At 41.9% G+C, this 20,746-nt stretch carries 12 protein-coding genes and 1 pseudogene; all 13 read right to left on the bottom strand.

The window, feature by feature from the left end:
* Positions 1-2: 2 nt before the first annotated feature.
* Positions 3-998 (bottom strand): rod shape-determining protein, encoded by a 996-nt coding sequence (locus WAA20_RS08600; RefSeq protein WP_073386101.1) that lies wholly within the window; start codon positions 996-998, stop codon positions 3-5.
* Between the two features lie 17 nt (positions 999-1,015).
* Complete coding sequence (gene radC, locus WAA20_RS08595) at positions 1,016-1,747, bottom strand: DNA repair protein RadC (protein WP_073386230.1); 732 nt, start codon at positions 1,745-1,747, stop codon at positions 1,016-1,018.
* A gap of 137 nt (positions 1,748-1,884) precedes the next feature.
* Positions 1,885-3,189, bottom strand: a complete 1,305-nt coding sequence (locus WAA20_RS08590; RefSeq protein WP_073386099.1) for a methionine gamma-lyase family protein — start codon at positions 3,187-3,189, stop codon at positions 1,885-1,887.
* Between the two features lie 34 nt (positions 3,190-3,223).
* Positions 3,224-4,147, bottom strand: coding sequence for a tRNA (adenosine(37)-N6)-dimethylallyltransferase MiaA (gene miaA / locus WAA20_RS08585; RefSeq protein ID WP_073386098.1), 924 nt, complete (start codon positions 4,145-4,147; stop codon positions 3,224-3,226).
* 68 nt (positions 4,148-4,215) lie between these two features.
* A complete protein-coding gene (mutL, locus tag WAA20_RS08580) occupies positions 4,216-6,387 on the bottom strand; it encodes a DNA mismatch repair endonuclease MutL (RefSeq protein WP_073386096.1) in 2,172 nt (723 codons plus the stop codon).
* 98 nt (positions 6,388-6,485) lie between these two features.
* Positions 6,486-9,143, bottom strand: a complete 2,658-nt coding sequence (mutS, locus tag WAA20_RS08575; protein ID WP_081373711.1) for a DNA mismatch repair protein MutS — start codon at positions 9,141-9,143, stop codon at positions 6,486-6,488.
* 169 nt (positions 9,144-9,312) lie between these two features.
* Entirely contained in the window at positions 9,313-10,809 is a 1,497-nt protein-coding gene (gene miaB, locus WAA20_RS08570) for a tRNA (N6-isopentenyl adenosine(37)-C2)-methylthiotransferase MiaB (RefSeq protein ID WP_073386093.1), read from the bottom strand.
* Positions 10,810-10,868: 59 nt separating this feature from the next.
* A pseudogene (gene pepT, locus WAA20_RS08565) lies at positions 10,869-12,110 on the bottom strand (peptidase T); the annotation flags it as partial.
* Between the two features lie 995 nt (positions 12,111-13,105).
* Positions 13,106-13,660: a DUF5662 family protein gene (locus tag WAA20_RS08560; RefSeq protein WP_073386227.1), complete on the bottom strand. Its 555-nt coding sequence runs from the start codon at positions 13,658-13,660 to the stop codon at positions 13,106-13,108.
* 106 nt (positions 13,661-13,766) lie between these two features.
* Positions 13,767-15,767 (bottom strand): alpha-amylase family glycosyl hydrolase, encoded by a 2,001-nt coding sequence (locus tag WAA20_RS08555; protein WP_073386092.1) that lies wholly within the window; start codon positions 15,765-15,767, stop codon positions 13,767-13,769.
* Between the two features lie 164 nt (positions 15,768-15,931).
* A complete protein-coding gene (locus WAA20_RS08550; RefSeq protein WP_139263648.1) occupies positions 15,932-16,291 on the bottom strand; it encodes a DUF1292 domain-containing protein in 360 nt (119 codons plus the stop codon).
* Between the two features lie 240 nt (positions 16,292-16,531).
* Positions 16,532-18,061 (bottom strand): DUF4832 domain-containing protein, encoded by a 1,530-nt coding sequence (locus tag WAA20_RS08545; protein WP_167562672.1) that lies wholly within the window; start codon positions 18,059-18,061, stop codon positions 16,532-16,534.
* A gap of 515 nt (positions 18,062-18,576) precedes the next feature.
* Positions 18,577-20,466 (bottom strand): ATP-dependent helicase, encoded by a 1,890-nt coding sequence (locus WAA20_RS08540; protein ID WP_073386090.1) that lies wholly within the window; start codon positions 20,464-20,466, stop codon positions 18,577-18,579.
* Between the last annotated feature and the right edge of the window lie 280 nt (positions 20,467-20,746).

The following is a 20,746-nucleotide window of genomic DNA, read 5'->3' as shown; positions in this document are numbered from 1 at the left end:
ACTCATTCCTTCAGCGTAGCAAGTGATTTGTACTGATCATCCTTGATTATTTTTGAAAGTCCAAGAGTTACGGATTCAACCGGCTCTTCGGAAATATTAACATTAAGACCACAGCCATTACTGATTCTCTGTGCGAGGTGGCAAACCTGTGAAGCTCCGCCTGTAAGATAAAGACCATGCTTATAAATGTCAGCTGCAAGTTCCGGAGGAGTTCTCTCAAGAGTTGCTCTTACGTTGTCGAGGATAGTATCAAAGTTCTCAACAAGTGCATTATTAACAATATCAGTAGGAATCTCACGCTCGATAGGAAGACCTGTTACGATATCTCTTCCATATACGATTGCCGGCTTTCCTTCTTTTTCAAGATCACGAAGATCGATCTTAACGTTCTCAGCTGTCTTGGAACCAATGATAAGGCTGTATTCCTTACGAATAGCGCTTCTGATCGATTCATCAAACTTACGTCCGCCCACCTTGATAAGCTTACTAAGTACGATACCACCAAGTGAAAGAACTGAGATCTCTGTTGTATCGTAACCTACGTTAACTACAAGAACACCGTTGGAGTTCTTAACATCAACATCCATTCCGAGTCCGTCTGCGATAGCTTTATAAACTACGTTAACCTTTTTGGACTTAACGTTACTGTCTCTGATAAGATCGATGAAAGCTCTCTTCTCTACTTCTGTAATATCATAAGGAATAGCAATATAGTAATCTGCAGGCTTTGAACCGCCCTTCATATCATCTGTAACGAAGAGCTTTACAAGCATTTCCATATTCTTGATATCAGCTATAACGCCGTTATTAAGAGGATATGTTACCTTAATATTGCTAGGAGCCTTCTCATACATATCATAGGCTTCATCACCGTAAGCAAGAACTGTTGTCTTGTTCTGAATAGCGATCATGTTCTTCTGAACAAGAGTAGAATCTGTTGATTTGTTATAGATCTTGATAGTGCTTGTACCAAGATCGATACCGAAAGCGTTATTCAATGTGGACCTCCTGAAAGTCAATTGTACTGATCGTTTTCTAAAAACTCATTTAAACTGGAATACTGCCTGTCGCCGATTATGATGTGATCATAAACAGGTATTTCCATGATGCGTCCAAGCTTCCAAATCCTTTTGGTCATATCAATGTCAGCTTCTGAAGGAAGTGCATTTCCGCTTGGATGATTGTGAAGGAGCGCTATCTGCGCTGCCCCTGTCATAAGTGCCTGTCTGAATATATCTCTGGCGCTTATATTACAGGACGATACTGTTCCTATGTACAGCGTCTTATCACATATAAGGCGCATTCTTGCATCAAGTGCAATAAGTATCACATGTTCCTGATCTTTATGTCGTAGCTGTTCCATATAGTACCTGGCGATCTCTTCAGAACTGTGAAAAGTTACTTCATCGCTCTTTGCGCTACGACTTAACCTAAGTGACAGTTCCGCGATGCATTTGATCTGCACTGCTTTGACCTGTCCAAGACCATCTATCTGCATAAGCTCATCTACTGATAACTGATAGAGCCCGCCAATTCCTGCCTCATAGTTTCTGCATCTTTTAAGGATCTCCTGACCAATCTCGATGGGATCATGGTCTTTGGTACCGCATCTTATGATGATTGCAAGGAGTTCCGAATCAGACAGACTATGTGGACCATATTTAAGGAATTTCTCAAATGGAAGGTCGTCTTTGATGGTAATACCATCACGAAGTTTCAGGCTTAGGGACCTGCTCGTTTTATTCATGCTTTCTCCTGCAAGCAAATAAGCCTCTCCGGGCAGATGAAAGCATAATAATTTTACTACAAAATATTTTTGATGTATACCCTTATCAAAAGATTAAATTCCTTGTGCTGTTCAACCCAAGGCTATTACAGTGCTTTTTAGATCTTAAGCTGATCTTTGGTTATAAGGCCCTTATCCAGCATGTACTGTACAGTCTTAAGGATTCCGAATCTTGCATGAGGATATGTAAGTCCTCCCTGGAAGTATACTGCATATGGAGGTGCGATAGGTCCGTCTGCAGAAAGCTCTATGGAAGAACCTGATACAAAAGCTCCTGCTGCCATAATTACCTGGCTGTCATATCCGGGCATATCCCAAGGCTCAGGTGTTACAAAGCTGTCAACAGGTGCTGCGCTCTGTACGCCTTCACAGAAAGCGATAACGCCCTCTGGCTTACCGAATGTAATAGACTGTATGATATCGAAACGGTCTTCTGATCCGTTAGGAAGAACGCCAAATCCAAATCTCTCATAAAGGTTAGCTGCAAATATAGCTCCCTTTAAAGCACTTGCAGTTACTGTAGGGGACATGAAAAGACCCTGATAGAACTGAGTAAGTATGCCAAGAGAAGCTCCAACTTCCTTACCAAGTCCGGGGCTTGTAAGTCTGTATGCAGCATTTTCAACGCATTCTTTTTTGCCGGCAATATATCCGCCGATAGGTGCAAGGCCGCCGCCGGGATTTTTGATAAGTGATCCGACTACCATGTCAGCTCCTACGTCTGAAGGCTCGATGGTTTCTACGAATTCGCCGTAGCAGTTATCTACCATGCAGATAATATCTGGCTTTATCCCTTTGATAAAAGAGATAAGTTCTCCTATTCTCTCAACAGAAAGAGTAGGTCTTGTCTGATATCCTTTAGATCTCTGGATCGTAACAAGCTTAGTCTTTTCTGAGATAGCTGCCTTTATTCCATCAAAATCAAAGCCGCCGTCAGCTTTAAGATCTACCTGCTTGTATGTTACTCCGTATTCTGCAAGTGACCCCTTGGAAGGTCTTATTCCAATGACTTCTTCAAGTGTGTCATAAGGCTTACCAACAGGGGACATAAGCTCATCACCAGGGCGAAGGTTACTCATAAGAGCAAGGGCCAGTGCATGAGTTCCGCAAGTTATCTGAGGACGAACAAGCGCATCCTCTGTGTGGAAAATATGAGCATAAACGTCTTCAAGTGTATCTCTTCCCAGATCGTTGTAGCCATAACCAGTAGTTCCAAGAAGGCATGCTTCCTGAACCTTGGCATCCTGCATTGCTTTAACTACTTTGAGCTGGTTGTATTCAGCAACTTCATCTATTTTTGCAAAGCGTTCCTTGAGACCATTCTCAATAGCTTCGCCATATTCATATACTTCTTTGGAAATGCCAAGCTGAGCGTACATTTCCTCTCTGCAAAAATCTACCATATAAATCTCCGTTTCTTAACTTTTCAAAAAGAACTCAGATCTTATCAAGGATTGCTTCAAGAACCTGAGCATCGTCTCTATTATACTCTGACTTGTCAACCCAGATGACGTCCTTCTCTCTTCTAAACCAGGTAAGCTGCCTCTTGGCAAAATGCCTTGTGTTTCTCTTTATAAGATATATAGCGCGTTCAAGGTCGTATTCTCCGCTTAAATATCCTATCATCTCGCGGTAGCCAAGTCCCTGCATTGATGTCATTTGCGGCTCGATTCCCATAGTCATGAGCTTCTTGCATTCGTTTTCAAGGCCCTCTTCTATCATCTTATCAACGCGCTTTTCGATTCTTTCGTAAAGGATCTCTCTGTGGTCTGTAAGGACAAAATACCTGAAGTCATAGGGAGAAGTCTTTTCGTGCTGCTCCTTATTATGATCAGAAATCTTGTGACCTGTCTTTTCATAGTATTCAAGGGCTCTTATGACTCTTTTTACATTGCCGGCAGGGATAGCTGCAGCAGACTCAGGATCTACAAGTTCAAGGCGCTGATGAAGTACTTCAGGCCCCTTAACCTGGGCTATCTGCTCAAGGCCGTGTCTGTAGGTCATGTCAGCATCTGTCTGCGTAAAGTCGATGTCATACAGAATCGCCTGAATATAAAAGCCTGTGCCGCCCACTAGTATCGGAATATGGCCCCTATGGTAGATTCCCTCCATAGCTTCTTTTACATACTTTTGGAAAAGAACTACGTTGAAATCCTCAGTCGGCTCTAAAAAGTCAATCAGGTGATGCGGTACACCGCCCATTTCCTCAGGCTTTATTTTGTCTGTGCCTATGTCCATGTATTTATATACCTGCATGGAATCAGCGGAGATTATCTCTCCGCCGATGGATTTTGCAAGTTCTATTGATAATTTGGATTTGCCTACCGCTGTAGGGCCGGTAAGAACAATTAGTTTATTCATATATTTTCTCTAACCTTACAACCATATAATGATGCGGAAAAAACTGACCACACTGTATTATTGTTTTTTTACTCTATTACTCTCTTAAATCTCTTCTCGATCTCGTATTTACTCATAGAGATGATTGTCGGTCTTCCGTGCGGGCAGTTGTATGGATTGTCCAACGTCAGGAGTTCATCTATAAGCTCCTCCATTTCTTCCATTGTCATCCTTGTATTACCTTTAACAGAAGCCTTGCAGGCCATGCTTGCTATCTTATAATAGATAACCTGCGGCTCTCTGTGGCCTGATTCATGAGTGAGTTCATCAAGGATCTCCATGAACATCTCTCTTGCGTTAGTACAGCCAAACAGGTCCTGAGGAACCGCACGCATTGCATATTCCTTGCCGCCAAACTCATCAATCTGGAATCCGAGGTTTTCAAAGTACTCTCTGAAAGAAAGGAACATCTCTTCTTCCTGTGAGCTGAAAGTCATGATCACAGGCGGATTCACCATCTGCGAGGTCATAGTCTTATTCTTAAAACGTGCCATCATACGCTCGAAGTTGACCTTCTCATGAGCTGCATGCTGGTCTACAAGATAGATCTTATCCTTAAACTCAAGGATCCAGTAGGTATCGAAGATCTGTCCTACGATATGATACTGGCGTCTGTTTTCCTTTGTCAGCATCTTACTGTCAAAGAGCTCCATCTGAACAGGCTTTTCAACTATGGTTGTCTCTGTTTTCTTTATGATCGGAGATTCATAGTCTTCAGGCTTTTTAACAGGATCACCAAGAATCTTATGAACAAGCTTCTCATTGGCCTTGGCCTGTACAGGATCCTGCTCTTTGTGCGTAGACCATATAGGACTTGCATCATTGTCAGCTACTCTGACAGGAGCCTTGGCCACATCATTTATGAAAACAGGCTTTACATCTTCCTTGTGAAGCTTCTCAAATCTGGACATCTCGAAAGGCTCAACATGGCTCTGGCGAGTGTCTTCGGTTTTTTCAGAATCTGAAGAAGAGTTTTCTTCTTCAGTATCATCTATGAAAGTAACGAGGTTCTTACTCTTGGATGAAAGTGTAGCACTATCAGTAGTGCTTTCATTCATGAAAATATTAGCACCAAGCTGCTTGCCGCTTTCTGTGTATTCACCATGAAAGCTGCCAATCATTGGCTTATTTGGTTCCTCTGCCTCTTTCTTAGCTGCAAGTGCTGCTGCCCTGAGGTCTTCCTGCTCATCCCTTAGTGCTTCAGGGATCATCTCGTGAGACTTAAGAACCTGCTCAACATTGATCCTGATAAACTCGAACAGGGTGCGCTGATTCTGGAACTTAACCTCCATCTTGGAAGGATGAACATTAACATCAATAAGATCAGGATCCATCACGATATGAAGCACGCAGAAGGGAAATTTATGCTGCATAAGATACTGCTTGTATCCCTCTTCTATTGCAAGTGATATCATGCGGTCCTTAATATATCTTCCGTTGACAAAAAAGTTCTCAAATCCTCTGTTAGATCTGTTTAAAGAAGGCTCTCCAAGATAGCCCTCAAGCTGTATTCCGTCTGCTTCGCACTTTATCGGCACAAGTGCCATTGACACGTCGCGTCCGTAGATTCTGTAAATAAGCTCTTTTAGGTCGCCGTTACCTGATGTATGGAAGCGGTCATCTTTATTATTTATAAAGTGAAAAGACACATCAGGATTGTCCATTGCGAGATGCTCAATAAGGTCAGCCACATAGCTTCCTTCTGTTCTTGCTGACTTTAAAAACTTCTTTCTGGCAGGAGTGTTATAAAAAAGGTTACGAACTATGATCGTAGTACCATTTGGTGCTCCGACTTCTTCAAGCTCTCCTTCGTCTCCGCCGTTAACTGTATAGCGGGTACCAGTTAAGCTGTCACTTGTCTTAGTAACGATCTCAACCTGAGCAATGGCAGAAATACTGGACAGAGCTTCACCTCTAAATCCCAGAGTTCTAAGAGTAAAGAGGTCTCCGATATTGGTAAGCTTAGATGTAGCATGTCTTAAAAAAGCTTTTTTGACTTCACTTCTTTCTATGCCGCATCCGTTATCGGTAATCCTAATAAGATCAATGCCGCCGCCCTGTATTTCTACTGTAATGGCCTTGGCACCAGCATCCATGGCATTTTCAACGAGCTCTTTAACTACACTGGAAGGTCTTTCTACGACTTCTCCAGCAGCTATCTGATCTATTGTATTTTTATCAAGTACATGAATCTGCGCCATATAGCCCTCCTTTAAATACTACACTCCCCGAAAGCTTCTCTTTCAAACCCCTCTAAAGATCAGTTCTCATCTATCATCTCTAAAAAACAGACAGTAGCTTAGCTTACATTCCCTTTCCAACGATTTTTAAGGTCGCTTTGAAGCTTATAAAGTGTATTAAGTGCATCCATCGGTGTCATGTTGGTTATGTCGATTTCCTCAAGCTCCCTGAGTACATCTTCATCACTTACACTTTCGAACAGGGTCATCTGGTTAAGATCAACCTGATCGTAGTGCCTTGGTGAAGACTTCTTAGATGACTTATCATCAGTAAGTGCTGCGATCTCCTGAACTTTCTCAGTTATATCGCTGTCAACGAGCTGGGCACATATCTGCTTGGCTCTGTCAGTTACCATTGCAGGGATTCCTGCAAGTCTTGCAACTTCAATACCGTAGCTCTTATCTGCGCCGCCCTTTATGATCTTTCTAAGGAATACGATGTCATCGCCTTTTTCCTTAACAGCGATGCAGTAGTTCCTTACTGAATCTATTTTGCCCTCAAGCTCTGTAAGCTCGTGGTAGTGAGTTGCAAAAAGTGTCTTAGCACCAAGATATTTCCTGTTTGCGATATGCTCTATAACTGCCCATGCGATAGAAAGGCCGTCATAAGTGGATGTTCCTCGTCCTATCTCATCAAGGATAAGGAGACTCTTACTTGTCGCATTTCGAAGGATGTTGGCAACTTCGTTCATCTCAACCATGAAAGTAGACTGGCCGCTTCCAAGGTCATCACTTGCTCCAACTCTTGTAAATATCCTGTCTACAACGCCGATCTCAGCGCTTGTAGCAGGTACAAAGCTTCCTATCTGAGCCATAAGAACGATAAGAGCAGTCTGTCTCATATAAGTTGACTTACCGGCCATGTTAGGACCTGTAATAATTGATATCAGGTGCTTTTTGTTATCAAGGAAGGTGTCATTTGATATGAAAAGATCTGTACGATCCATCATAGCTTCTACAACAGGGTGTCTTCCTTCTTTGATCCTGATAGCTCCGTTTTCTGAAAGAACAGGCTTAACGAAGTGGTTTCTCTCTGCAACAAAGGCAAGAGATGCATATACGTCAAGACAAGCTATAGCCTTGGCTGTACGCTGAATCCTCTGAATCTGTCCGCAGACCTTATCTCTTACATCGCAGAAAGCCTCGTATTCAAGGCCGTTAAGCTTATCTTCTGCATTAAGGATAGTATCCTCAAGTTCTTTAAGTTCAGGTGTTGTATATCTCTCGCAGTTAGTAAGAGTCTGTTTTCTTGTAAAAGTATCAGGCACAAGGTCTTTGAATGAATTAGTAACTTCGAATGCGTATCCAAATACGTTGCTGTACTTGATACGAAGATTCTTGATACCGGTCTCTTCCTTAACCTTTGCTTCAAGTTCTGCAAGCCACTGCTTGCCGTTAGAACGTGCCTGTCTGAAATGATCTATATCTTCACTATAGCCTTCTTTGATCATTCCGCCTTCTCTTATAGTAATAGGAGGCTCTTCAACGATAGCGCTGTCGATAAGATCATATATATCTCTAAGTTCGTCGATCTCAGAATAGATCCTGTCAAGCTCTTTATTTCCTTTCATGTCCTCAAGTGCTATACGGATTGCAGGAAGCATCTTGATGGAATTCCTGAATGAAAGAAGGTCACGAGGATTAGCTGTCTTATAGCTGATGCGGCTCATGATCCTTTCAAGATCGTAAACAGGTGAAAGGTACTCTCTTATCTCATCACGGGATACTGAGCTGCATAAAAGAGCGTCAACAGCATCTTGTCTTGCTTTCATCTCTTCAAGATCTATAAGAGGCTGCTCAATAAAGCTTCTGAGCATTCTTGCTCCCATTGCGGTCTTTGTTTTATCAAGGACCCAGAGAAGCGTACCTCTTTTCTGCTTATCACGAAGTGTCTCTGTAAGCTCAAGATTACGTCTTGTGGACGTATCAAGGAGCATGTACTTACTTGTAAGATATGGTGTTATATGAGTGATGTTGGAAAGGTCTGACTTAGCCATCTCCAAAAGGTACTGGATCATAGCTCCGGCTGCAATAGTTCCAACTTTAAAGTCGTCTATTCCAAGGCCTATAAGAGAGCTTACATGGAACTGGTTCATGATAGCTTTTTTGCCAGTGTCCTCATCAAAATATCTGCCATCAAGAGGATAGATTGAGATACCCATCCTGCTCTTTAGATCTTCAAGGTCTACTCCGCTCATAACAAAGGCTTCGTTACAGATGATCTCTGACGGGCGGTACTTGGCGATTTCATCAAGTACGTTTCGAAGCTTACTTGCTTCTGTCAGATAAAAGTCACCTGTTGATACGTCGCTTATTGCTATACCTGTTATGTCGCTTCCGTAAAAGAGGCACATTATGTAATTATTCTGTGTCTCTTCAAGAGACTGGGCATCAATATTGGTTCCGGGAGTAACAACTCTTATTACGTCTCTTTTGACAATGCCCTTAGCCTGTTTGGGATCTTCAACCTGCTCGCAGATAGCTACCTTGTAACCACTCTTTACAAGTCTTGTAAGGTAGGTATCAACTGCGTGATATGGAATACCGCACATTGGAGCTCTCTCAGGAAGGCCGCAGGCTTTACCTGTAAGTGTGAGCTCAAGTTCTCTGCTGACAATCTCAGCATCTTCAAAGAACATCTCATAGAAGTCTCCGAGTCTGTAAAAAAGAAGGCAGCCCGGATTCTCTTCTTTAGTCTTAAGATAGTGCTGCATCATAGGCGAAACTTTGGTTATGTCAGGCTTTGATGCATAGTTTTCACTTGTCCCCGTTGTACTTACTTTTGTATCCAAAAGTACTCCTCCGCTATTTCTAATTCATTTTAGTATATGACCAGGATCTCTTAATCCTTCTTGGGTCATATATTTTTAATATACTTTACTCTTATCAGATCCTGTGTCCGAGATAATAAAATCCTTTGCATTCATCAAGATGAACGTCAACGAACTGGCCGATCAGGTCTTCACCACCTTCAAAATGTACAAGTGTATTGTTGGACATACGGCCTGTAACAAGTGATGCATCCTGCTCGTTAAGTGACTCTACAAGAACTCTCTGGTCTGTATCATTGAAACGCGCTGACTGTGCATGCGCAGTTTCCTGAACGACTTTAAGGAGTCTGTCAAAATTACTCTTTATCTCTTCTTCAGATAAAACCTGCTCAAATCCTGCAGCCGGTGTTCCTGTACGCTTAGAGTAGATGAAGGTAAAAGCATTGTCATACTTAACCTGCTTAACTATATCAATTGTATCATCTACGTCAGCGTTTGTTTCTCCAGGGAAACCTACGATGATATCTGTAGTGATGGCTGCATCAGGGAGTTCACGCCTTATCTTAAGCGCAAGATCAAGATACTGCTCTCTTGTATACTTTCTGTTCATGCGTCTAAGGATCTCTGTGCTTCCTGACTGAAGAGGAAGGTGTATATGTCTTGCAACCTTAGGATTAGCCTTGATAACGTCGATAAGTTCCTGAGACAGATCCTTAGGGTGAGGAGTCATGAATCTGACTCTTTCAAGTCCTTCAACCTTGCACACTTCATTCAGAAGCTGAGCAAAAGATATCTTCTTGTCATCAGGAAGACCTGTACCATAAGAGTTAACGTTCTGACCAAGGAGCATAACTTCCTTAACGCCGTCAGCTACAAGCTTTTCAACTTCTCTTACGATGTCTTTAGGATCTCTACTTCTCTCTCTTCCTCTTACGTATGGAACTATACAATAAGTACAGAAATTGTCGCATCCAAATGTAATGTTAACGCCTGACTTGAATGGATATTTTCTTGCAACAGGAAGGTCTTCAACGATTTCGTTAGTGCCCTTCCAGATATCGATTACCATTCTGTCTGACTCGAACATGGTACACAAAAGCTCTGCAAACTTAAAGAGATTGTGTGTACCAAATATAAGGTCTACCTGACGGTAGCTCTTTTTGATCTTCTCAACAGCAACCTGCTCCTGCATCATGCAGCCGCAGACACCTATCTTCATATGAGGATTCTTTTTCTTAAGGCTTCCTGCATATCCAAGGCGGCCGTAAACACGCTGATCTGCGTTATCGCGGACTGTGCAGGTGTTGTAGATAACAAATTCAGCCTTTTCTGAATCTGTCTCTTCATAGCCTACTGCTTTTAAGACTCCAAGGATCTTCTCGGAATCACGCGCGTTCATCTGGCATCCAAAAGCTACGCTACAGGCAAGAGGTCTTCTGCCAAGTTCTTTTGCGAGCTCATCAACGTAGCGTCTTGCCTTTTTGATAAAGTAGTACTGTCTCTGGGGCTCTGCCTCAGGTACCTTTCCATCAAGGTCGGCAGCCTCTATAAGAGCTTCCATCTCTTCGTCTACTTCATATATATCATTGCCATTAATTGAAACTTTATCCATAATTAAACCTTTATACTAAAACAATTATTTAAACTACAAAAAATATATCACGATGTAGTTTAAGCCTTTTCGCCGTAAATCTCTGCGAGATTCTTAAGGATCTCAACAGTTTTGTACATCTCCTGCACTGATGCGTACTCATACTTGCCATGATAGTTGTATCCGCCTGTGCAAAGGTTCGGACAAGGAAGACCCTTGAATGAAAGCATTGCACCGTCTGTGCCGCCTCTTATAGGATTCTCGATGCTTGTAACGCCTGCCATCTCCATAGCTTTTCTAGCATTCTCGATAAGATGCATGTGAGGCTTTAACTTCTCTATCATGTTGTAGTAGCTGTCTTCCATAGTAAGCTCTACAGTGCCTGCGCCGTACTTGTCGTTAAGGAATTTAACGATCTTTTCAACAAGCTTTTTGCGATCGAGGAACTTCTTCTTGTCGTGATCACGGATGATGTAGTATACAACAGCCTTTTCGCAGGTTCCCTTCATGAGTGTAAGATGGAAGAAACCTTCTTTTTTCTCAGTGTACATAGGATTGTCAAATGCAGGGAGCATTGACTGGAACTCGTATGCAATAAGAGTTGCGTTGAGCATCTTGCCCTTGGCATCGCCCGGGTGAACGCTTCTTCCGTGGATTATGAGCTCAACCTCAGCTGCGTTGAAGCACTCGTATTCAAGCTCTCCAAGCTTGCCGCCGTCTACTGTATATGCGAAGTCTGCACCGAATTTCTTTATGTCAAAAAACTTAGTGCCTTCTCCGATCTCTTCGTCAGGAGTAAATGCGATCCTGATCTTGCCATGCTTAACTTCAGGGTGCTTAAGAAGATATGAAGCCATTGTCATGATCTCAGCAACGCCTGCTTTGTCATCTGCACCAAGAAGTGTTGTACCGTCTGTTACGATTAGGTCTTCACCCTTATGATTCAAAAGTTCAGGGAATGTCTTAGGTGAAAGAACAACCTTGGCACCTGTCTCAGGGTCCTTCTCGTTAAGGATCACATCCTTGCCGTCGTACTTCTCAACGATCCTTGGCTTAACATCCTTGCCGCTTGTAGCATCAGATGTATCCATGTGGCTTATGAATCCAAGAACAGGAGCTTTCTTTCTTCCAAGTGTTGAAGGAATTGTCGCATATACGTAGCAGTGCTCCTTGTCATAGTAAACATCGCTTGCACCGATCTCTTCAAGTTCCTTGGCAAGAGCCTTGGCAAGCTCATGCTGGCCAGGGGTTGAAGGGGATGTGCCGGTCTGTTCGTTGGACTGTGTGTCATATTTTACGTAGCGAAGGAATCTGTCGATTACGGATTCTTCTTTATTAGCTACTTTAGTAGCTACTTTAGTAGCTGTTTTAGTTGTCTTAGTTGTCTTAGCTGCTGATTTTGTAGCGGCCACCTTTGTTGTCTTTTTAGGAGCTGCTTTCTTAGTAGCTGCCTTTGTTTTCTTTGCTGCCATTTTGATATTCTCCGTTTTATTATTATTATTATCTTCAAGTAAATTACCGGTTTTAGCCGATTTTGAGTTATTTATTTTTGTATTATCAGGCATTTCCTTAGCACTACCTGATTCATATTTCTTTTTAAAAAGATACGCCTGTTTTCTCTTGCCGCACCGCTCTATCATCCCTATTTCTTCAAGGACACGGACAGTTGTACCAAAATATTTACCGCGGTACTTTACAAGCTTTTGAAACTCCTTAGTAGTAAATTCATCAGGAAGGTCATCCGGAAGAAATCTATTATACCCTTCCAGACCCTTAATCTCAATCTCGTCAAGAAGCCTTAAAGGGATTCTGTCATAGCGGTGAGATCCGCGCTTTCCGCCTCTTCCCCAGCCGTCCTGAACCCTGTATTCTTCAATCTCAAGGCAGGTAAGGATTAGCGTAAAACCAGGGTGTAGCAGAAATTTCCTGATACTGTAAAGGTCCCTGAAAATCTTATATAGGTTAAAGTTTCCTCTTGGAGCATTCCTTGCAGTCTGCTCTCCCGTTTCAGGATCGATCCAGCACATCCACTTCCTGTAAGGAATCGGATACACCACTGTCACCTTATATTTTGGCAAAAAAGCTTCAAGCTTAGGCACAAGATGAGCAAAATTCCCGTTCTGAATCTCTATGATCCTGTCTTCGTAGCAGATATCTGCAACAAAGTCGCCTACCCGGATCTCTTTAGAATCCTCAGAAGGTGCAAAGAAATCCTTAACAATGCTATGCAATGTCTTTTCTTTCAAGATCCCAATCGAACTTCTGTCATATTTTCTGCCAAGATACTTATCTATTGATTCCTGAAAAGATTTTTTCATCATTTTTTCTTAAGAAACACATTCTTTATATATGCAAATGTCGCATCCTCTCCCTCATCAGCAAGCATGTGAAGGAAAAGCTCAAGCTTCTCGATCGTGTAAGGATGCATAGGCGTAGGATTTTGCTTAACTCTTAAATAGTATTTAAGCGGGTCCGCAGAGGTATATGCTTCCTTCCTGTAAGTACGGCTTGCAGCCACTCTGTCAGCTATCATCTCAGCAATGTACCTGTCAGGCATCTTGCCGGGAAGTACACCGTAAGGCGAGCTTGAATCCTTGGAACTAAAGTCTATCCAGTACTCGTAGTGGTGCTTATTCCTGCCCTTGTGATGAAGCCATGCAAGGGAGTGACCGTTAAGTTCTCTCTCGCAGGCATTGGGAGATCTGTCTCCCTGAAAGTATCTGCATCCCTGAAGGAACTCAGTTGGCGAAAACTTTGAAAGGTCATGGGTAAGTCCCTGCCAGTAAAGTCCCATTTTGAAGCAGTTACGTCTTACAAGCCTTCTGTGAGCAGATACCGTCTTAAAATGGCCTATTACATTTTCAATCTTTATAGGCGGCTGCTTGCCACCAGGCCCAAGCTGAACCGGTCTTCCAACCGGAGTAATAGCTTCTATGCTTTCTTTATCGAAAGCATCTGTGTTACATGCAGCGTCTGCTTTACTGTTTGTCTGCATCTGCTGGTTTTGGTTCATTTGTTGCATAGGATTTGTTTCTACCAGTTCTTACCGGTTCTCCTTTTGATATAAAAATACATATGCTTCTTGCCTTAAGCTTGGCAATTGCCTGATCCTTAAGATTTCTGGCTCTCCTTGGCGTGCTGTAGTCAACTTCCATGTCGGAAGTATCACAAAGTATCTGCCATTCGCACCCCATCGGAAGCTCAGGAAGCGAAAACTCTTTATCCTCCCAATGCATGTTGTAAGCTACATACACAAAGGAGTGTTCCTGACCCTTGCCACTGTAAAGGCCACAGTACAGCATTGCTATCGTGTGGCTGTAAGCAGAAAGATCCGGTCTCCATGCTTCTGTTCCGTGATATGAAAAATCCGGATATCCAACAGCCTTATAATCCATAAGCCTGTACGGCACAGGAGATGTAAATATAGAGTACTTACTGCGAAGCCCTGTCAAAAACCTTGTGAAGTCCACAAGACTCTTATTCTTTGCAAAGTTCTTCCACTCAACCCATCCGGTACTATTATCCTGACAATACGGATTATTGTTACCATCCTGAGAATTGCAAAACTCGTCTCCGCCAAAAAGCATAGGAGTTCCCTGTGATAAAAATAGCATCGTAAGAGCATTTCTCATCTGTCTTACACGAAGTTCGGTGACATCCTTGCGGCGGCTCTTACCTTCCACACCGCAGTTCCAGCTGACGTTGTCATTTATACCATCAGTATTGTTCTCGCCATTGGCTTCGTTGTATTTATGATCATAGGTCACAAGGTCTACAAGCCTTGCTCCATCGTAGTTACAGATATAATGAACAGCGCCGCCCGATGTACCTGTCTCCTGAGACAGATTAAGGAATGAAGGAATGATATTGTCATCACCCTTAAGAAAATGACGGGCTGTAAATTCAAAGTCATCTTTATATTCTGCAAGATTCCTCTTTGAAGGCTCGCGAGGCGCACCCTTGTAAAGCTGCCAGTAATCGAATCCGTAATCAAAGATCTTGGTATCTGACAAAAGAGGATCCTGTGAGAGCATAGTAGAATTGATATTCCTGCCCTTTATGTGAATACCGTCTATGTGATACTCACTAACCCAGTATCTTATGATCTCCTGCATCTCCTGATGAGTAAGACCATCTGCAAAATAGGTCTGGACTATAACTTCAATTCCTGCCCTGTGGAATTCTCTTACCATATCCTTGAATTCTTCTGAAGCATCATTTCCCTTAACAGCAAAGGCGCTTCTTACGGCAAAAGGGAAACCCGGCTCAAATCCCCACAGATTTACAAGTCTGTCTGCATCATCAACCTGCTTCAAAATGCCCACTTCGTTGACCATTGCTCTTGCCTTGGTCATATCACGGTGAACAGGTGCATGTGAAAGCTCTATGCTCTTTCTTGAAAGAACGCTAGGCTGCTCATATACAGGCATAAGCTCAATAGCTGTAACTCCAAGAGACTTAAGATAATCGATCTTTCTTACAAGTCCGAGAAATGTTCCTCTGTGTCTTACAGGAACGCTTGTATCAAGCATTGTATAACCGCGAACATTTACAAGATATATAAAGCTCTTACTAAATGGGGTATGAGGATTTTTGTCATTGCCCCAGTCATAATCATCGTCGGATATCACGCTGTATATCTCATCGTTCTTACGAAATGTTCCAAACTCTTCAAGACCTGAAATCTTAGTGCTATAAGGATCTGCATATCTTAAACCGCCACTCATTAGCTGATAAGCGCCATATTCGCCGGCTCCCCCCGGAATTCTGACGCTATATAATGATCCATGCCTGAACTGGTCTGTAAGCGGTGCTATCTTGGGCTTTGAAGTGTCTATCACTCCATCTTTGCTCTGATATAAAATAATTCCGCATCCAGTTTCGTTGTTAAATTTGCCACTGAAAATAAGATCCTGACCCTGAACATGCATCCCCAACGGGTAAGGCTTTGCCTTCAGCAGTTTAATAGATTGTGTCATACTCCTCCTAGCGCTAACGAAAATCTCGTCGACATTTTGTCTCTTGGTCTTAACGGGGCAAATCTCCCCAAATTAATAAACTAATAAATATTCCAAAATAGTATACCACAAAAAAGGCCATCCGGTTATCCGGACAGCCTTAATTTCACGTTTATTTCACTTTGTTATGATTTTATTGTTTCGCCATTGTCATCGAGATCTACGAGCTCATCAAATTCCGCCTCATCAAGATACTCGTCAAATGCTTCAGAAACTTTCTCGTATTCAGCATCATCACTGATATAACCAAGCTCTGCGTCACCTTCACCCTTGGATACGTATCTGTAGAACCATACATTTCCATCAGTATTCTGACCATTCTTATCAAGCGGAAGGAGCACAATGTAATCCTTTTCAGCAACTGTAAGGATGATCATCGTTGCGCAAGTAACTTTTCTGCCATCATCAAGATCCAGATCTACAGTGATTTCTTCGCCATTTTCTATTCTCTGATTAATTTTCATGGCTATGTCTGAAAATAGCATAAACGCACCTCCTTATCCCATATACCAACAGTAATACCCCTATTTAATAATCTTTATCATTAAAAATAAAGAATTATATCAATAAACATATTAAGCTCTAACCAAAAATGATTTTGACTATACTAGTCACGCGATTTGACCACAAAAAGCCACTGCTGATATACAACAATCATATCATACAAAAAGAAAAAAAAACATAGAAATACAAATATTATTTGTATACTAGAAATAATGAATATATCAAAGAAGAATCGTTCTAAAGCCCGTCCTTGCAGCATTTGTAGCTATATATACAGCCGGTTCATTCGTGTCAGGATCTTCTATTCCGAGCAATATTTGGTAATTTGTAATCTCATCAAAAGGAACCGGAACTGTAGTTATAACATACTCAGACTGACCTCCATATAAACCCATAAGGTCAATGTCAACTTCGTATTTTTCTATATTTCCGTACTGATCCTTTAGATACAGACACATCGAATAATCCCAATAAATAGGCGCAATACCCTCATTGGACACCCTAAGGCCTATGGCAGTCTCATTATCATCGCCGCCATATTCCATTGTTGTAACAGCATATCTATATCCAATATATTTCAAGACCTCCTGGCTTCTAAGAACGCCTGCTCCAGACAAGTCATTCCCATTAGGAACCTTGGGTCCTATAAAAGTCATATGACTGTCCTTAATAAGAGAACTGGTGGTACTATATGACCCTATCAGCATCTCTTCCATCTCGATGGAACTGGTGAACTCACCGCCAACAGGCGCTGTCTTCCAAATATCAGGTCTTGCCACAAGCGCACCCTCTTCTCCTGTCTGCTCATAAGCGCCGCCCTCTCCGATCCATTCAAGCCATTCAGTAGTATCCTTATAAGCTCCAACCATGTCATTGTAAACTCCGCCGCCTTCCGGAAGCTCTGCAAACGGTCTTCTCATAAGGAGCTTTGCACCTGGAAAAGAATCTACATAGGCATCAACATATAAAGCTCTTATTTCAGCATTTGGCATCGTAGGGAGCTTATCATCTTCATCTATATTTACATGCCACTCGCCCCAGTGACCAAGACTTCCCATCTCCACATATCTTACAAAAGAATCTTTGGAAAAATAGTCTCCAAGCGCCGCAATAGCCTTATTATGTGCATCTATAAAGTCCTCGTTACTGTAATTGGGGCAATATCCCTTACCATAGGAGGTATCATATTTTTTTCCATCTTTAGTCTTTTTATAAAGCCACTGCGGAATGTCCATGTGATCTTCATCAGAAGGGGCATCACAAATAAAACGGAGAACTGCATTTTTGCCTGCATTTCTCCATTCCTGAAGGTTGTTATCTGTCTCGATCTTTTCAAAATCGTATACACCCTCTTCGGGTTCAAAGTCTGCCCAGGTAACCTCGAAATAGATCAGCGTTGCTTTATCTATATTCACATCTTCGTCATCCGTGGTTTTTGCACTGGGAGCGTAGCCCATAAGAGGATTGTAAAGAACTTCGTCCGATAGCTCATACTCTATGGTAACTGTGTTTTCATACATTGATGCTACAGTTACGATTCCATCATCAGAAGAACTGGCCTCGGTAGCAGCGCTTGCCGAAGTATCAGGCTCTTCTTCATTATCTTTTTCAAACATTGAGGTGATGGATTCTTTGATGGCACCAATATCAACATAGATGCCGAGATCCTTGCCGAATAGCATTATAAAAACTACTATTGTGAGAATAATCAAAATTATCAGAACGATATTAGTTAATATATCTTTGACCATAACCAGCCCTTTCGCCGTGGCATCATGCCCTTGGCCCAAACTACATCCATGTATCATCGCGGCGCAAAATACTGCCGCTAAAAACATATCGGCATGAATTTGCGGAAACTTAACGGGGGGAGGCTAGGTTTTGGCGGTTTTCAAAAGAGGGGACTTGATAAAGGGTTGGGGAGTCTCTCGGATTTTGGATTTCAAGGCTCGATATCTGGAGGATTTATATTCCAGGGTCCGAAACTCGCTTCGCTCAGACATGCGGACCCTAAGCGGAATATAAATTCTCCATCTATCAAGCTCTTGAAATCAGCAAAATCCTCAAAGACTCCCCAACCCTTTATCAAGTCCCCTCTTTTGAAAACGGAAAGTTCTAGTTATCTTCTACGTATAGTTAGGTAGTTGACGCGGAACTTTATTTTGTAAAACTTTTTAATAATACATGTATTATTAAAAGGCTTTTTAACATTATTTTTTAATATTACTATGTGATGTTTATTTCTTAAGCTACAACTTTACAAGTTTTAAATCGGATCATCAAACAAATTCATAATTGGTCTTAAGAATCTGGATGGCATCCTTGCATTTTCTTTATCACCTTTTATGTAGCTAAGGATAAGGGTCTTTTTGGCTCTAGTCATTCCCACGTAGAGCATACGGCGTTCTTCTTCGATTTGGTCTGGGGTTACTGACTTTCGGTTGGGAACTACGCCTTCGCACAAGCTTGGGAGGTATACTGTGTTGAATTCCAGGCCTTTGGAAGCGTGCATGGTCATTATTCTTACGCCTTTATCGGTGTTGCCTTTTCGTCTTGAGCGTTCTTTTTGTGCTATTTTGACTTGTTCTTCTGCCATTTCGAGGAAAGATACTGTATCCTGAAACGAGGATGCGTCTTGCATTAGTTTATCGCACATATCCTGTAGTCTGTCTTTTTCGTTTTGGGACTTATCCTGGGTCAGGAATTTAATGACTCCGATTTCGTTTAGAATGTATTTGATTGAGAGCGCTGGTCTCATGTGTTCTAAAAGTTTTAGTTGCCTGAAAAGTTTTATAACGGACTCTTTCATATTAGGGTTTGATCTGTAATAGTCTAGGATGTCCGTTTGATCCACTATTTCTCTTCTCACTGAATCTCTTTTTATATATCTTAAGGGGCAATTCATTATGGCAAAAAAATCTGAGCGTTTATGGCCTTCATGGGCAAATTTCAGGTACGAAAGGATGGTCTTAATGGCAGGGTCTTCGTAGATGCTGAGGACTTTTGAGGTTGCTACATAGGGAATTCCTCTTGCTGATAGTTCAAGTGTTATCATTTCGCTTTCAAGGTTGGTTCTGTAAAGGACTGCGGTGTTGTCGTAGTCGCCAGCCTTTTCTATCATAGATGCAATTGACGCTGTTTCGTGTCTTACGTTTTCGTATACGTAGCCTATGCAGGAGCCGTGATTATCATCGTTTGCAGGTTCCTGATTCTTTTCAAAGCGGACTTTGTTTTCGGCTATAACAAGGCCTGCGTTTTTAATGATGTCGCTTCCCGATCTGTAGTTGATGGAAAGGGTTATAAGCTTAGCGCCTTCATAATACTGGGTAAACTCCTGCATGATCTGTGGTTTTGAGCCTCTAAAGCCGTATATTGACTGGTCATCGTCTCCTACTACAAAGATATTTTTATGATTACGTACAAGAAGTCTAATGACGCTTTCCTGAAGCCTGTTTATGTCCTGATATTCATCTATAAGGACGTATTTAAAGGTATTCTGCCACTTTGAAAGTATCTCTGGGCTTTCCATGAGCATTTTGTAGCATTCAAGGATCATATCCTCAAAGTCTATAAGGCCAAGATCCTGGCAGGTCTTAGTATAGTAATCGTATATATCAGGAAAGTACTCGCCAAAAGAAACATCTCTTCCGCACGCAGAAGGGCTTTCGTTATCATTCTTGACCCTGGCTATTTCTGACAGGAGGCTATTAAAATCATCAGCTGACGGGTTTAGATAATCGTCTTTTTTAAGGATCTCATCCTTATGTTTTCTAAGCGTATATGAAAGACTTTCTTTGATAATTCTGTTCTTATCTTTTGCTGTGAGTAAGTTCGGGTGATATCCCGGTTTAGACAGACATAACATTTGATAGAAAAGAGAATGAAAGGTTCCAAAATGAACTTCCGGAAATCTTTTTGATGTATCGCGAAAGAAACGATGCTGCATTTCAAGTGCAGCAGCTTTAGTGAATGTGATGACCAAAATAGAATCAGGACGAATGCCTGCCTGCTCGATGAGAAAGCGAACACGGCCTGATATAACAAAGGTTTTACCGCTCCCGGGGCCTGCAAGAACCATGGCGGGCCCATTAACATGGGTGATCGCATCGATCTGAGCGGGATTACCGGCCACCACAGCCTGACCTGTGTATGACATAAAAACTCCCAAATAATAAATGTGGTTGCCCCGAGACTGACAGTATATATAGAATTTCCGAGTCATGAAATGGTCATAAAATTCAAGGCATGATATCTGGATTCATATATTCTGGGATTCAAACTCGCTTCGCGAGGACATGTGAATCCCAAACAGAATATATGAATCCATCTATCATGCTCTTGAATTTAATAACCATTTCAAAGACTCAGAAATTCTATATATACTGTCAGTCTCGGGAATATACGCTTTAGATTTTAGTGTATGTATTTTAGAAAGT

This window comes from Butyrivibrio fibrisolvens, from assembly GCF_037113525.1.
Classification (GTDB): domain Bacteria; phylum Bacillota; class Clostridia; order Lachnospirales; family Lachnospiraceae; genus Butyrivibrio; species Butyrivibrio fibrisolvens.
Note: the sequence above shows the minus strand (reverse complement) of the source record. Positions and strands in the feature narration are given on the sequence as shown.

Excerpts from the sequence above, each read along its gene's own strand:
- WAA20_RS08590 (WP_073386099.1), bottom strand. The coding sequence starts at position 3,189 with ATGGTAGATTTTTGCAGAGAGGAAATGTACGCTCAGCTTGGCATTTCC.
- WAA20_RS08540 (WP_073386090.1), bottom strand. The coding sequence starts at position 20,466 with ATGTCATACACAGGTCAGGCTGTGGTGGCCGGTAATCCCGCTCAGATC.
- miaB (WP_073386093.1), bottom strand. The coding sequence starts at position 10,809 with ATGGATAAAGTTTCAATTAATGGCAATGATATATATGAAGTAGACGAA.
- WAA20_RS08555 (WP_073386092.1), bottom strand. The coding sequence starts at position 15,767 with ATGACACAATCTATTAAACTGCTGAAGGCAAAGCCTTACCCGTTGGGG.
- radC (WP_073386230.1), bottom strand. The coding sequence starts at position 1,747 with ATGAATAAAACGAGCAGGTCCCTAAGCCTGAAACTTCGTGATGGTATT.
- miaA (WP_073386098.1), bottom strand. The coding sequence starts at position 4,147 with ATGAATAAACTAATTGTTCTTACCGGCCCTACAGCGGTAGGCAAATCC.
- WAA20_RS08550 (WP_139263648.1), bottom strand. The coding sequence starts at position 16,291 with ATGCTATTTTCAGACATAGCCATGAAAATTAATCAGAGAATAGAAAAT.
- WAA20_RS08545 (WP_167562672.1), bottom strand. The coding sequence starts at position 18,061 with ATGGTCAAAGATATATTAACTAATATCGTTCTGATAATTTTGATTATT.
- mutS (WP_081373711.1), bottom strand. The coding sequence starts at position 9,143 with ATGATGCAGCACTATCTTAAGACTAAAGAAGAGAATCCGGGCTGCCTT.
- mutL (WP_073386096.1), bottom strand. The coding sequence starts at position 6,387 with ATGGCGCAGATTCATGTACTTGATAAAAATACAATAGATCAGATAGCT.